Here is a 15,085-nt window from a genome sequence, read left to right as displayed (position 1 = left end):
TCACGGTTGTGAGGCTTTTTAGGTTTGCTTTTTACCCTTAGCTCAGGTTATTTAGCTGGTTTGTTTTTAACATACTTCTCTAGCCATTGATCTTGCTCCCATAACAGATGCATTATGCTTTCTTTGGCACGATAACCATGTGACTCTTTTGGCAGCATAACCAGACGAGCTGTTGCACCTAAGCCTTTAAGTGCATTGAAATAACGCTCACTTTGCATTGGGTAGGTGCCACTGTTGTTGTCTGAGTCACCATGAACAATGAGTAGCGGTGTTTTCATTTTGTCAGCATGCATAAATGGCGACATAGTGTAATACACCTCTGGTGCTTCCCAGTAACTACGCTCTTCAGATTGGAAACCGAAAGGCGTAAGAGTTCTGTTATAAGCACCGCTTCGTGCAATACCTGCTGCAAATAAGTCTGAGTGCGACAATAAATTTGCTACCATGAAGGCACCATAGCTGTGACCACCAACTGCAACTCGATTTCGGTCAATGAGGCCTCGTTTATCCACCGCGTCAATCGCAGCTTTGGCATTCGCAACGAGTTGAGTTCTAAAGGTATCGTTTGGCTCTTCGTCACCTTCACCTACAATTGGGAAAGCAGCATCATCTAGCACCACATAGCCCTTTTTAACCCAGTAAATAGGCGAACCCCAGAACGGATAAGTGAACTCATTCGGGTTTTGGGTGTTTTGGCCTGCGCTACTCTTATCTTTGTACTCTCTAGGATAAGCCCACAAGATCATAGGGTACTTCCTACCTTCTTGATAATCAGTTGGCAGATAAAGCGTACCAGTTAGGTCAAGGCCATCATCACGTTTGTAGGTTATAACTTCTTTTTGAACGTCTTGAATGCTTTTGAACGGGTTTTCAAAGTCAGTGAGTTGTTGCAGCTTATTTTGACCCATCTTTCTAAAGTAATAGTTAGGGTAATCGCTACTTGATTCGATACGCACAAGTAGTTGTTTTGTATCTACATCAAAGTCACGTAAATCTTCGATTCTGTCAGTATACTCAGAGCGATATAGGCGCTCAGACTTTTGCGATTTTAGGTCGAATTTATCTAAGAATGGGAACTGGCCATCTTTACTAAAACCATCACCTAATAAATAGACTTGGCCATTATCAATATCCATAACACTTCGGCCGTATTGGTTTCGCTTAGTTACAATATTACCAGGATCGCTATATCTGTCTTGATAGTTACGATCTACAATTGTGATTGGTTTTTGAGATGCATCAGAGGGGTTAAATAAATACTCTTTAGTATTTCGTGTATTCCACCAGTAGTCGACGGCAATGGCGTTATTGTCATCACCCCAAATAATATCCGCATAGCGATTTTGTGTTTTGACTAATAAACTTGGTTTTCCATCGAATGGTGCTGGCAACTGACTTACTTTATCACGGAAAGCAGCCTCTTTTGCAGGGTCACCACCATCAAGTGCCTCTACAAACGTTAATGTTGCTGGCTTGTCATCACGCCATTGGATACTTCTCTTACCTTCACGTGTGGCCATAAAGCCTTTAGGTAAGTCTTCGATAAGTGGTACTTTTTCGATATCAGTGACTATTTTGCCGCGTTTAGTATAGACGGTAGAGGTCATTGGAAAACGACGATAAGGGACTAAATATGAGAAAGGTTTGTCGTATTCAGCAACTAAGACATAATTACCGTCTGGCGAGAATGTAATACTGCCATACATGCCAGGCTCAGCCCAATCTGTGACTTTTCCTCTCAGTGTCACTTTTTTTAATGATGAACTCGCAAGTTGTTCAAAGTTAAATTCATCATTTTTGTTTTTAAGTAAGTCTTGATAAGTACGGTTTTGGGCTTTTTTACCATCGCTGACACTGATGGTTGGTCCCACTGGTACTGCTTGCTCAGTATTGATGAGCGGCTTACGATTCTCCGGCAACATTTTTACGATGAAACCTGAGCTATCCTGAAGCCAATCGATTGGGTTACCCATATTTGCGTTTAACGTTGCGTCGGTTAAACGGCGTGCTTTGGCTTTTTTAATGTCTACAACCCACAGTTCAACGCCTGTTTCAGTGGTATGTGTCATCGCCATATATTTCTGGTTAGGTGACCAACTGAAATTAGTTAAACGTGGATTATTAGGCAGGCCACTCACAGTCTTAATTTTATTTTTACCGACAGGCTGGATTTTTACTTCATTAAAGTAAGTAACACGACTACCAATGTTAGTGACAGGGTTAATACGTAATCCAGCTAAACGCATCTCTTTAATTGATAAGTCGGCAATTGACTTATAGCTATCACGATAAATGAGCAGCATATTTTCGCGCTTATCATCGATTAAAGTGTACGGGGCCAGTTTTACATCAACGAGCTCTTTTATTTCTTGTGAAGGTTCTTGATAAACCAATGCATCGTTATTGGCTGCAATACTGGCAGAGGTTGCCATCATCAGTGCAGCACTAAGTAGTAACATTTTAGGGCGCAAAGTCTTAACTCCATTAATATTCTTTGAGTTTGATACACTATCACAAATAATCAATTTCAGGTCGTTTGAATGTAACGAATTGTTAATTAAAACATTGGGTTGGAAGGTGGTGCTCTAAAAGCTTTTGATATTTTGCTATCTTCTAAGATAGATATGACTCTAAAAGGGCCTCTTTAAGGCAAGCCAGTTTGTTTCAAATGATAGTCACACAACCCCAGCATAACAACTTGGTCTAGTTTCATGATTATGCTCTATTTCTTGATGTGTGAAATTTTTTGTTGTTGAGAGATAAAAGTTGCTAAAGATTCCTTTATGTGACTATATTTTCCTTAAAGCATAACAATTTATTGATATAGATTTGTAACCTTATACCCAGCTAAGTAAATAATAAGGGTATAAAAAAACAATACGTTTGCGCGTATCACACGTTACTCGAGGGACTCTAGCTTATGTCTACAGAAAATGCATTATTGACGATCTTAATTGATAGGATTAACAACGACACTTTGGTGTTACCAACTTTACCTGAAATTGCAGTGAAAGTGAGACAAGCTGCGGATGACCCAGAAGTAAATCTGATGCAAATGGCTGATGTGATTTCACAAGATCCTGCGCTTGCGGCACGCATGATAAAGGTGGCAAACAGTGCGTTTATGGGACGCTCTGTAAAAGTAAATACATTAAACCAGGCTGTGACACGAATAGGTCTTAGACAAATCAAAAATATAGCAACCGCTATGGCGATGGAGCAGCTGTTTGTTTCTAATAACAAGTTAATTAAAACCTATATGGATAAAGCCTGGCAGAAAACATTAAAGGTAGCCTGCCAAGCAATTACCTGTATGGACTTTTACCTTCGTGTTAACAAACACACATCACTGAACAAAGATACGATTACACTTGCGTCACTTGTGTTCAACATTGGTGTGTTACCCATATTAACCGAAGCTGAGCGCCATCCTGAAGTATTTGCAAATCCGAGCTTCTTAGCACATGCCATTCAAAAGCTAGCCGGCAAAATTGGAGGCTCTATCATGCGTGAATGGGGTTTCACCGATGAGTTTGTTGAAGTCGCTGAAAGCTGGTCTAACCCGAATTATAAGCCTGAGCATGTCTGTTATGTCGACTTTATTCGTGTTGGCGCTATTGCTGAAGGTATCTTGCAGGTGTCAGACAAGGCTGCGTCTTTAAAAATGTACGAAGATAAAAGTGTCATTCGCTCTTTAGAAATGTTCACCAGTGATGAATACCTATCAACACTTGAAGATGTGAAGAGTATGTTTGCTTAAGAACTAGGGCGTGTTGACCTTTGCTGTGTGTTTTTTCAGCTGTGAGTTGGATATTTAGGCCAGGCAGAGGCTGCGTAGCATAGTTACTCTATGTAAGTTAGCCGATAACGCTGAATAAATGTTCAACTCACGCTGCTCGAAGAGTTCAACCAAAGGCTTCCACTACTTTGTCATTCGCCACTCACATAACCCATTATGCGGGGCAACCTTTGCTTCGTAACTCATTTCGCGTATTGAAAGCCTTTGATTTGAACAAAATTCATACCTCAAAGATAAACACGCCCTAAATAAAAAAGCCATTCAATTTTGAATGACTTTTTTATTTTTCTGACGATGATTAAACGCTTAGCTTTTAGCCATGAATGACTAATTCTTTGTTCGTTGTGTTTGCTGCTTTTTCTGATACATACCAAACACTATTTTTATCACCCTTGTATGCTCTTTTAGCAACTTTATTTGCGCATACATAGAAGAACCAAGCAAAGGGGAGGGCCATCACTTCTAGCATGATTTCAGCAAAACTATCTGCATACCAAAGTCCAAGGTTAGGTAGTAAAATCGCTAGCAAAGAGTTAAGTGGCACAATTAGACACAATATTGCGCTGGCTTTGAGTGTATAAATGGCAGTAACAGAAGGACCCTTGATAAAAGCGGCTATGACAACGACAAAGAAAGTCAGGTAGTACAGCCACAGATAGGCAATATTCACATTTAATGACGTCAAGCTTAGCCATTTTGTGGCAGCAAATGCCAGTGAGATAGCGCAAATACAACCGAGTGCGATACCGACCGTTAGTTTAGCCAGAACTAGACTTGATTTAGATTGCGTCGCTTGTTTTTGTTTTCTGCGTTTTTCAATCCACAGTAGATTTCCAGTATAAAACAACAGTGCGCCGAGTAAGCCCATGACAAAATAAGCCCATTGGCCAAGTGTGCCGCCATAACTGCCGAAGTGCAGAGCAAACAAGGAAGAGACAATACTTACCCAAATACCTTGATCGCCACCTTTTATACTACTGGCATTGATTTCGAGTGTATAAGGGTGCATAAAAATGAAATCAGTCGTTGGGCCACGCATCATTTCTCTTGGATGAGTGATATTCACTGAAGCGCTAGGGCTAGTTGTATTTAAACGAGATAATGCAATGCGCTCAATTTGATAGCCGGGGGCATAAGCTTGTATCTTGGCCTTGATTTCATCTAAGCTTGGAAGCTCTTTAACATTGTATTGATACTCTGACTTTTGCGGCTCTGGAAATAGCTTTTTATCTCCATAGACACCAAATAGCCCACCATACAAAAAGTCATGGAAGGCAAAAACGAACACGGTAAAAGCAATCACAATATGAAAAGGTAAGCTGCTCACGCCTATTAAATTATGACTATCGAGCCAAAACCGGCTAGCCGACTTGTCTTTTCTCAGTGCAAAGAAGCTTTTTACCAAAGTAGGTAACAAAAAGATTAATCCTGAGATCAAAGCAATAAAATACAAAAATGATGCGATGCCAAGAATATAACCACCAAATAAGTGGTGGCCTATTTCACCAAAAATACCGCCCGTTTGATGTAAGTAATCGAGTAAACCCGACAGGTGATTGACTTGACTCAGCTCCTTATTTATCTCTCCATGCTCATTGAAGCCTGCATGCCAAACTTGTTCATTTACATTCACACCTCGGCCGTTACCTTCTTCATACCAAGTGATGGGAGAGTGATTGTCAGAATAGTGAAGGGTAACGGCATTAATGGCTTTTTCTTCGTTCGCAAGTACATGGTTTAAAAGTACTTGATGTTGCCCTTCACTCACTTGAGAAAACTGCTTACTAGGCGGTGTGCTCCATTGATCTATGGTGTCAGTGAACATCACTAATGCACCCGCAAAGAAGCCTATGAATAATAACAGTCCGGTTGTGATCCCCGTCCACGTGTGAAGTGTTTGGTATATTCGAACAATGTCGGCCCTTATTTTCATAGCATGCTCCTTAAACCAAAAAATATCGTGTAGATGATTACGTTTGCTGACAACAAGTAGATAAATGCTTGCCTAGTTGTTTTGAACATATAAATAAAGCTGACAATCAACATCCAGATTGGGGTAACAATCCACATATTAAATTGGGTTTTCCAGAGTAGGCGTTGGTCGCTTAGGTTAGTGTTAATACTGTCTGGCCCAAACCATACAATTAACGCCACAATGCCATAACTCAACGCTAATCCAAGAAAAACACCTACCGCTGTTTTGCCCCACCATTGAGGTTGAATTTTTTGATGTGCCTGGCTCATCGAATGCTCCTAATCAAAAAACTAGAGATGGGGATGATGATCAGTACAAGCATAATTAGCATGAGCCAAATAAAAACGCTTGCCGCACCATTGAAAATAAATGGGCTGATCACTGCTGAGGAAATTAACAGCAAATAACCGAGCTGTTTAAATTTTTTAGATATGGGGGTGTTTAAAGCCAATTGGTGTCGATTAGACGCATAGATGAAAGATACTCCAGCGGCTATAAACGTTAAAAAAACGAATAGCACTACTCACTCCATGTAAACTTGATTGTTAAAAGAGGGACAGATTATACACAGACAAGTCGCACTATCAATGATAATGCGACTGAGAATTGATGTTATTTAGTTGTTCTTTAGTCTAATTAGGCTATTTGTTTTTCTGCAAGATTAAGTTCCATCGTTGCTTTTAATAAACGATATAAATTAATCGATGCATCAATTTCTTCTTTACGATTGGTTAAGCTTTCAATATTCAAACCAAGCGGTACATTTAGATGTGCACAGCTTTGAATGATCAGGTCTAAATTCTCACGACAAATGCGGATTGACTCGCTTAATGGGTTTTGTGAGTCAAGCATGCGCCATTTCGTTGCTTCTGGCACTGAAATACCCAGCCACTCCATAAACTGCAATGTCTTCTCACCGCCACATGGCGTAAAGGTAAGAATAATACGTTTAGGCTCAAGCCCTTGTTGGCGACAGCTACGAGCATAGCTGGTGATTAAATCAATCGTCGCCTGTGCATTGTAAACAGCTTGAGAGATAAAGAATTCACACCCTTGTGCTGTTTTTTCCAACAAACGCTCGTGTTCGTTTCGCTTATTCGCATGGCGTTCAGCAATCGTCACACCACCTAAGAAAAAATCATCTTGGTGCTCTGCAATCGTTTCGTATGCTTTAGGCAGGCTAAGTTTAACTTCGCCATTTGAAGATGGACTACCTACTAATACAAGGTTGTTTAAGCCATGCTTAGTTTTAGTATTGTTAAGCCACTGATTAAATTCGCTCGCCTCACGTTGTGCCACACTTTTATAGGTGATGACATCAAGTTGTGACAACTCTTTAACGAGTTGGCTGTATTCACATGGATCTACGGTATGCTTGAATGGAAAAGGGCGCGGAACTTGAGTGCGGCTGCTTTCATCTTGAATGTCGTAAATCACAACACCGTCATATTCAATCTCGTGTAAACGACCAAGTAGCTTTTGTGCAATGGTTTTGACTTGCGCTTCATCAGTCCCCATCTTTGGCGGAGTAGTACCAATTAAATATACGCCTTGATTAGGGTCCAAAATTTTCTCTTGTAATGATAAAGCCATGGTCCTCATTCCCATTGGTTGTGCTGATGAGGTAAATATAGCAGCCATTTAGACGTCTAGATAGATTTTTTTCATGAAACTTATTCAAACACTATGAATTTCTCTCATGTTGTTTTTGAGGCTTAAGGGATAATTCAGTAACTCGGATATATTTATTTACATAAATATTGCTTGTAAATGAGCGAGTCACAGTAATTTATTGCATAATTGAAGCGGTAACATATGTGATACCAATCCTCAATAATACTCAATTATTTTGAGAGACTAAAACTGATGATAACCTCGCTGGGAATTTCTCATTTAGAACAACTAAATAGCCAAATTTCCGCCTTGCCTACTGGAAGTAGGTAGCTCGGCGTGAGCGGTGTTATCGACAAGTTTTCCTTGCCTCAAAATAGATCGCTTAATTAAGAGGAATGGTATGAAAAATAAAAACTGAATTTGGAAATCACATGAAATTTAAACTTTTGGCAACCAGCCTTGCAGTGACTTTAGCGCTGTCAGGTTGTATAAGTAATAATGCACAGACAAGCAATACAGCGAATGCCACTGTTGCATCAGCGTCTGTTGAGAACAAAGTATTTGCACAAGACTATGTGTTAGAAGAACTAGAAAATGGTCTTCGTGTGATGGTCGTTAAAACGGATTATCCTGATGTTGTATCGCTACAAATTCCAGTATCTGTAGGCTCTAGAAATGAAATCGAAGCAGGCAAAACCGGTTTCGCACACTTTTTTGAACACATGATGTTTAAAGGCTCTGAAAAATTCCCACAAGATGTTTATGCAGATATTCTGAAAAACTCAGGGGTAGACAACCGCGCTTACACGACAAACGACTACACCAACTACCACTTAAATTTCTCTAAAGAACATTTAGACAAAGTACTTGAAATCAAAGCGGACATTTTTCAAAACCTAAAGTATTCAGAAGAGCAGTTTCGTACTGAAGCACTGACGGTTAAAGGTGAGTATTTAAAAAATAATGCCAGCCCAATCCGTAAACTACTTGCTGCAGTGCGCAAAGAGGCATTTGAAAAGCACACTTATAAGCACACCACAATGGGCTTTTTCGAAGATATTGAAGCTATGCCTGATCAAATGGCGTATGGCCAGACGTTCTTTGAGCGCTTTTATAAGCCAGAGTATGTTTCACTTGTGATTGTAGGCGATGTTGACCCGCAAGAAACCATGAATATGGTTAAGAAGCACTGGGGCAATTGGAAAAAAGGTGACTACCAAGCGGATATTCCGGTAGAGCCAAAACAACAAGCGCCTAAATATGTGCATGAACAGTTCGAAGGCATGCCGGGTCACTGGTTACTCGTATCATACAAAGGCACTGCTTGGCAGCCGACTAAAAAAGATCGCGCAGCACTTGATCTGATCTCACAGCTTTATTTCTCTTCGAATTCAGAGTTATATCAAGAGCTCGTAGTAGACAAACAGCTTGCTAGCCAAATGTTTACTTATAATGCAGAGACAAAGGACCCAGGTTTATTACATGTCTTTGTTAAAGTTGAAAAAGAAGAAGATTTAGCCGCAGTACGTGATGCAATTGCAAAAACGTACGCTAAAGCACGCACTGAGCTGGTGGATGCAGATAAGTTAGCTGCATTGAAGTCAAACCTTAAGTACAGCTTCATCAATGGCTTAGATTCATCACAAGCCATTGCGTCAACGCTTGCAAGCTATATGCATTTTGAGCGTGACCCAGAAGTGATCAACCAGTTATATGCGTCTGCAGATGCCATTACAGCTGAAGACATTCGTGACATTGCAAACAAATACTTTGTTGATAATGGCCGTACGACCGTGACCATGTCTGCACTTGAGACTGTTTCTGGTTTCGAGAAAGAGGTGTCTGTATCAGCACTTGCTAAACAAGCGAGCCAGCCTGTTGAGCGTCACTTCAAGGTATTAGATAAAACCAATAGTTCACCATTGGTTGATGTGAACTTATTATTTTACACTGGTGCAGCGGCTGATCCGGCAGGCAAAAAGGGTGTAGCGGCATTAACAGCAGCTATGATCGCACGTGGTGGTTCACAAACTAAGAGCTACAAAGAAATTCAAAAAGCACTTTATCCAATTGCTGGTAGCTTTGGATATCAGTTAGATAAAGAAATGATTTCTTTACGTGGCCGTGTTCACAAAGATAACGCTGAGCAATGGTATGCACTTGTTAGTGATCAATTGTTAAACCCAGGTTTCAGAGAAGATGACTTTAAACGTCTTAAGAAAGAGCTAATTGATGGCATTAAAGCGGGCTTGAAATCTTCAAATGACGAAGAGCTGGGTAAAGAAGTGCTTTATCATAAACTATATGAAGGTCACCCTTATGAAAGTTATAACTTAGGTGATTTGTCAGACCTTGAAGCGTTAACCCTAGATGACGTGAAAGCATTCTATGCAGCACAATTCACCCAAGCTAAGCTAAACGTGGGTATTACGGGTGATTTAGACAATGATGTAAAAGCGCAAATGTTAAATGACCTAGCAGGCCTGCCGAAAGGGGATGAAGCGCGTTTAAGCATTCCTGATGCGCCTAAACTAGCGGGCCGTCATGCGACGATTGTTGAGAAAAATGCTAAATCTACTGCAGTATCATTTGGTTTCCCAATTGACACAATCCGTAGCTCTAAAGATTGGACTGCGCTTTGGCTAGTTCGCTCTTACTTTGGTGAGCACAGAAGCTCAAACAGTTTCTTATATCAACGCATTCGTCAGGTACGTGGTATGAACTATGGTGACTATGCGTACATTGAGTACTTCCCACGTGGTATGTTCCAAACTAAGCCGGATGCGAACTTAGGTCGTTCAGAGCAAATTTTCCAAGTGTGGTTACGTCCTCTTCGTTCAAACAATGATGCGCATTTCGCAACGCGCGTTGCTTTGTTTGAACTAGACAAGCTAATTAAAGATGGCATGACTGAAGCTGACTTTAATGCAACACGTAACTTCTTGAGCAATTTTGTGCCTCAGCTGGTGGCAAGCCAAGATCGTCAGCTAGGTTATGCACTTGATAGCGAATTCTACAACACAGAAAGTTTTGTTGAGTACGTTCGTAAACAACTTGCTTCACTGACAGTGGAAGATGTGAACCGTGTTATTCGTGAAAACCTGCAAACTGATGATGTGCAGTATGTATTCATCACAGGTGACGGCAAAGACATGCAAAAACGTCTTGCAAAAGAAACGGTTTCACCACTGAAATATAACTCAGATAAGCCTGCAGCACTTATCAATGAAGATAAGCAAATTGAAAGCTATAAGCTGAATATTCCTGCGAAAAACATTGAAGTGTTGGATGTAGAGAAAGTATTTGAGTAATTAAATACTTTCTCTGTCGCAACTTATATTGTGACAGCGACAAAAAAGCCGCTCATTGAGCGGCTTTTTTATTATTTGAAGTAAGTACTGTTAGGCTTGTTTGATAGGTGTGACATTCTCATCAGCATCGCTATCATTCACATCAGCATCTTTCTTTGACTTTTTCGCAGGTGTACTTGGTTTTGAACCTTTAAGTACATTAATAAAGTCATCTTTTTGCTTCGCCATTTCTAATGCTAATGACTCAACTTGTTGCTCACTCAGCGGCACATCCACTTTACCTAGCATCTCTTCTAAAGACTCAGCAACATCAAGCATTTTGTCGTAAGCATCAGCCTCTTTTTTGCTGGTAAAGGTCATGCGCTCGACTCCATTTCTTTCTACCACATACTTAACAACAACAGCCATGATACACTCCCAATTGCACTGTTTTTTTATACAGTAATCTTTTAAGGCCTATTTTGCAAGCTATTAGGTCAATATTAAGACTTTAGTTATGTTGATAAGTATTAAGTTTGACTTTCATGTCATTGTCATCTTTATTTAACATTACTCGTATGAGTAATTTGGGTAAGGAGTTCTACCCGTCATTTATTAAATTTCAAGGATTTTCCAGGAGGGAAATATGATCAAAGCATTACTTTTAGCCACTAGTTTGTTTGTTGCACCATCTGTATTAGCAGAATCTGCACAGCAACAAGCGTCACAAGAAATTCAATCTGAAATTCATCAGACAATTAATATTAATGAAGCTTCTCTCGAAGAGCTTGTAAAATTGCCAGGGATCGGAAAAGGCAAGGCGATGGCCATTGTTAGTTTCCGCGAGCAAAATGGACCTTTTGACGACCTTAACTCCCTAATGGCTGTTAAAGGGGTTGGTAAAAGTATCGTCGTGAAGTTAGAAGGGAAGGTAAAGTTTTAAGCTTTAAATTCTCAGATGAAAAATTAAAAAAAGGGCGCAATCGCCCTTTTTTAGTTTTGGTTCTGCTTTTCAAACTCCGCAATGGCATCATTCAGTTTGCTTTTGGTAAATGCAATTTCCAGTGGCGTAGTGAGAAGAGGGTATAAAATACCTGCCAGCAACAAAGGTGGTAGTAAATACCAGCCTTCAAAATAAGCCAAAGAAATAAAAAATGGCATCAGGATGGCGAGCTTACAGCAGCCTAATAACACTTTTTCAGGGGCTTCTAAGTGACTCAAAGCTATTGCGATGATTTGTTGCTTATCACGAAGCTTGTACGGCTTTAACTGCTCAATATTGCGAAGATTAAAATGCATTTAATTTTACTTTTTTACTAAAGACCAAAGAATAAAAGGTACAACAACTAAGAAGCTGATCGCATATAACGCGAAAATGACTTCCATCCAGCCAGGCATGCTTAAACCAACAAACTGCCAGTCTATGCTGCCACAATCACCGGTTGCGGCAAAAAACGCCGGGATCCACTCATGTAATGGCATAAACTCAGGGAAGTTAGGAACTATATCGCAAGTGAACGCAAATGGATCAGTGGTGGTTTGCATATTTAAATGCTCTTTTGCCAACATATAACCCCAAATACTACTTACGCCCCATGTTGTAGCGCCAATACCACGGAAAATACCGTTACTTGGGGAAATAAAACCAATAAGACCTGCTGCAAACACACCTAGCACAGCCGTTCTTTGATAAATACACATGATACAAGGCTCTAAGCCCATAGCGTATTGAAAATATAAAGCCGTGACTTCAAGTAAAAATGCTGTCAGTGCCAACAGGCCCCACGCTTTTCTAGAAGTTGGAAGGGTGTTCAACCAGTTCATAAGATTCTCTTATTGTTATATTAAGTTAGCTATCAGATAACTTGCATTACAAATAGGTTCAATTTTTCAAGGTTAGTGAACCTAAATGCTGCGAAACTGAATTATGTTGTGGGTATTATGCTGACAGAGGTTACTAGCTGCAAGAATTAACGGTAGTTGGTAAATTTTACTTAACCAGTAGAACAAAAAATGAATTGTAATGGTGACTGCCACTTAACTTGAGAATCTCAGGCAGACTCTTTTATCTCTTCTCAGTGACTTAAAAAATTGTCACTTTTTAATTTTGCCACTCAACTTGAGATTTTTTACTCACTTTGGCACTAAAACTGAGATTTATTTAAATAATTTTAACCAAGCTCTTTTAAAAGTGTTTTTAATTGGCGTTGTACTAAATTACGCAGACGAGCATGCTACGTTTGTTTGCTGACCAAGGTCAATAGTTTTTAACATACTTTCAGCGTGAATTGGTTTTGCTGCTATTAGAAAGATTGCCTTTAGAGCAGATGCCGCCCGCATACCCAAACCTTTAGTTACTTCGAGAATAAATCCGCGCTTCAAAACTGCCCTCATGCTACTTTGCTTGTTTGATACACTAGGTTTTAGTGTTAATCATTTATAGGTTTTAATGATTTGGTTTTGCAATTATACAGTGAAGGTGAGGTGCTCTAATGTGGGTTTGTCTTAATTAATTTAGCACTAAATTGTACATTGTAAGTGATTATGAGAAACCTGTTATAGGTTTTTCATAACCACTTACAAGGTATTGAAATTATTACTTATTCCCGAGTTCAACTTAGTTGTGAGATGGTAAAACCTTCGAGTTTTCTTTTTCATCAATCAAATTTCTGAGATTTACAACAGTCGGTCTACCATAATAATTGGTATCTGCACTAAAACTGGTTCTAGATTGCTCTGCTTCAAACTGAGCTTTCCAGATATAAAGTAACTTTTCTGTGGTTTTGTCATTTCATACCTTAATCATTGGATTATATTCCATTAAAAAGTGTCCTGTTTGATTAAAGCAGATCACTTTTTCATTTTTAACCCTTTTGGGTTGATTTTTGATTATTTAACTCCTCAACATAACCCAATTTTTATAGGCTTATCCTTTAAGGTAAACACCAACAATATTACCTTGTGGGTTTGAACCATTAACGCACTTATCAAAGCGAACTTGTACTTTTTTACCAGCGGTTTGGGCGGCAAGTAAAATTGCAAAGATTGCGTCGTATTTTACGTGTTTAGGATCAAGATAATAACGAGAACGCGAGCAGCCTGCAGGGGTTAAATCAACATAAGTACTGCCAGAAGCGCTATATATATGTAGGTTTTTTGGTACGACTTCTGAGGTTGTCGTAGCTAGAGTACTGTTCGAAAATACGAACGATAACATTGCGAATATAGTTGTTAATAATTTTTTCATTTTTACTCTTACTGTAAGTGGTAATGTTTTTGTATAAACACATGGTGGTAATACTTTAGTTTTATCTGAAATGTTATAGTAGTACCGTTCTTGGCTATTTATTGAATAAATCCTCTAAGCTAGGACGTTATAAATCTGAGCTACTGACATTCTAAAGATAGGATGAAATTCTTTAACAAAGATAAATACAGCGAACCAAGACAATAATAAACCTCAATTTCATACTTCTGATTATAAAAAGAGAAATGTACCTAAAAAGTGACTGGGTTGCAATTTTGTAATAATATTGGTTTTTTATTTTTAATTTTGTTGGTGATAAATGAAAAAGATTTTATTCCTAATGTTGTTACTTCCCTTTTTTGCTTCAGGAAATGTTGGTTCATTTCAGATAAAAGGCATTCAGGTTGAGCTTGGGCATGTTTATATATTTAATTCTGAAATGAAGAATCCTAAAAATTGTGGCAGAAGTGGAGTTGTTAAACTTGATAAAGACTCCGCTGGCTTTAAAGAGATGTATAGCATGGCCTTAACGGCATACACAACAGGTGAAAAAATAGGTTTTTGGTCTAATAAATGTAGTAGTAGCCCGTGGGGACAAACTGTTAATACTGCTTATGTTAGTTACTTAGCAAAATAGTTAAGTGTACTTTTAGTAATAGAAGGTTTTAGTTGCAGTGATAGATACCTAATTTTATTACCTATGCTTTTAACTTACGGACGACAAATTATAAGATTTAAAATAAAGCGTTCGTAAAGTTGACTCTATTTTAAGGATTAAAATGAAAAAAATAATAGCATTATTTTTATTAAGTTTGTCTACATTTGCTTTTTCAAACGATGTAGTTGTGAGTAAGTTTACAGTTGATTCAATAAGAATTAGTTCAGCTACAGGAGTTACCTACGTAAAGCCTAGCACTCCAATTCAAAAGAAAAATAGTACTTGCGGTACATCAGATTTTTACGCAATTCATGAAAGTTCAGTGTCATACAATCAAATTTATTCTGCTTTATTAACCGCTGCTTCATCATCTAAATCTGTCACAATTTGGGTGTCGACAGGTTCGAATGAATGTTTATATGGGCGACAGAAGATAACTAAGCTGGAAGTAGATTTCTAATAACAAAAACGATTTCTGTTCATTCTTATTAAATTTCATAAA

Annotated in this window: 13 protein-coding genes; 5 read left to right on the top strand and 8 right to left on the bottom strand. The window is 38.9% G+C overall.

The annotated features are described in order from the left end of the window. Nucleotides 1-47: 47 nt before the first annotated feature. Nucleotides 48-2,471 carry an alpha/beta hydrolase family protein gene (locus ACXAC4_RS13005; RefSeq protein WP_475162292.1) on the bottom strand — a complete coding sequence of 808 codons (2,424 nt, stop codon included), beginning with the start codon at nucleotides 2,469-2,471 and terminating at the stop codon, nucleotides 48-50. A 449-nt stretch (nucleotides 2,472-2,920) separates the two neighbouring features. Between ACXAC4_RS13005 and ACXAC4_RS13000 the strand changes: the two genes are divergently transcribed. Next, the gene (locus ACXAC4_RS13000; protein ID WP_138484050.1) at nucleotides 2,921-3,760 is read left to right on the top strand and encodes an HDOD domain-containing protein; all 840 of its coding nucleotides are present in this window, start codon (nucleotides 2,921-2,923) and stop codon (nucleotides 3,758-3,760) included. Between the two features lie 352 nt (nucleotides 3,761-4,112). Here ACXAC4_RS13000 and ACXAC4_RS12995 read toward each other — a convergent pair whose 3' ends face one another. The 3 genes from ACXAC4_RS12995 to ACXAC4_RS12985 form a co-directional block, all read right to left on the bottom strand. Next, nucleotides 4,113-5,732 carry a PepSY-associated TM helix domain-containing protein gene (locus tag ACXAC4_RS12995; protein ID WP_475162290.1) on the bottom strand — a complete coding sequence of 540 codons (1,620 nt, stop codon included), beginning with the start codon at nucleotides 5,730-5,732 and terminating at the stop codon, nucleotides 4,113-4,115. Further along, a complete protein-coding gene (locus tag ACXAC4_RS12990) occupies nucleotides 5,729-6,043 on the bottom strand; it encodes a hypothetical protein (protein ID WP_475162287.1) in 315 nt (104 codons plus the stop codon). The genes ACXAC4_RS12995 and ACXAC4_RS12990 overlap by 4 nt, the downstream gene beginning before the upstream one ends. Nucleotides 6,044-6,410: 367 nt before the next feature. Next, nucleotides 6,411-7,367 carry a methylenetetrahydrofolate reductase gene (locus ACXAC4_RS12985; protein ID WP_390441804.1) on the bottom strand — a complete coding sequence of 319 codons (957 nt, stop codon included), beginning with the start codon at nucleotides 7,365-7,367 and terminating at the stop codon, nucleotides 6,411-6,413. A 452-nt stretch (nucleotides 7,368-7,819) separates the two neighbouring features. Between ACXAC4_RS12985 and ACXAC4_RS12980 the strand changes: the two genes are divergently transcribed. Continuing rightward, nucleotides 7,820-10,699 carry a M16 family metallopeptidase gene (locus ACXAC4_RS12980; RefSeq protein ID WP_475162284.1) on the top strand — a complete coding sequence of 960 codons (2,880 nt, stop codon included), beginning with the start codon at nucleotides 7,820-7,822 and terminating at the stop codon, nucleotides 10,697-10,699. Between the two features lie 90 nt (nucleotides 10,700-10,789). Here ACXAC4_RS12980 and ACXAC4_RS12975 read toward each other — a convergent pair whose 3' ends face one another. After that, complete coding sequence (locus ACXAC4_RS12975; RefSeq protein WP_138484059.1) at nucleotides 10,790-11,107, bottom strand: YebG family protein; 318 nt, start codon at nucleotides 11,105-11,107, stop codon at nucleotides 10,790-10,792. A gap of 217 nt (nucleotides 11,108-11,324) precedes the next feature. On the opposite strand from ACXAC4_RS12975, the gene ACXAC4_RS12970 reads away from it, so the two are divergent. Further along, the gene (locus ACXAC4_RS12970; protein WP_475162281.1) at nucleotides 11,325-11,621 is read left to right on the top strand and encodes a ComEA family DNA-binding protein; all 297 of its coding nucleotides are present in this window, start codon (nucleotides 11,325-11,327) and stop codon (nucleotides 11,619-11,621) included. Between the two features lie 50 nt (nucleotides 11,622-11,671). Here ACXAC4_RS12970 and ACXAC4_RS12965 read toward each other — a convergent pair whose 3' ends face one another. From ACXAC4_RS12965 to ACXAC4_RS12955, 3 genes are all read right to left on the bottom strand, one after another. Beyond that, nucleotides 11,672-11,977, bottom strand: coding sequence for a DUF6170 family protein (locus ACXAC4_RS12965; RefSeq protein ID WP_475162279.1), 306 nt, complete (start codon nucleotides 11,975-11,977; stop codon nucleotides 11,672-11,674). Nucleotides 11,978-11,983: 6 nt separating this feature from the next. Beyond that, nucleotides 11,984-12,502: a disulfide bond formation protein DsbB gene (gene dsbB / locus ACXAC4_RS12960; RefSeq protein WP_475162275.1), complete on the bottom strand. Its 519-nt coding sequence runs from the start codon at nucleotides 12,500-12,502 to the stop codon at nucleotides 11,984-11,986. 1,102 nt (nucleotides 12,503-13,604) lie between these two features. Beyond that, the gene (locus ACXAC4_RS12955) at nucleotides 13,605-13,925 is read right to left on the bottom strand and encodes a hypothetical protein (protein WP_475162274.1); all 321 of its coding nucleotides are present in this window, start codon (nucleotides 13,923-13,925) and stop codon (nucleotides 13,605-13,607) included. A gap of 319 nt (nucleotides 13,926-14,244) precedes the next feature. Here ACXAC4_RS12955 and ACXAC4_RS12950 point away from each other — a divergent pair, with 319 nt between their 5' ends. Continuing rightward, a complete protein-coding gene (locus tag ACXAC4_RS12950) occupies nucleotides 14,245-14,562 on the top strand; it encodes a hypothetical protein (RefSeq protein WP_475162271.1) in 318 nt (105 codons plus the stop codon). A 142-nt stretch (nucleotides 14,563-14,704) separates the two neighbouring features. Then, on the top strand, nucleotides 14,705-15,043 hold the full coding sequence (locus ACXAC4_RS12945; RefSeq protein WP_475162268.1) for a hypothetical protein: 339 nt from the start codon (nucleotides 14,705-14,707) through the stop codon (nucleotides 15,041-15,043). The last annotated feature ends 42 nt before the right edge of the window (nucleotides 15,044-15,085 follow it).

The organism is Pseudoalteromonas sp. AWM4_233 (assembly GCF_056158285.1).
Note: the sequence above shows the minus strand (reverse complement) of the source record. Positions and strands in the feature narration are given on the sequence as shown.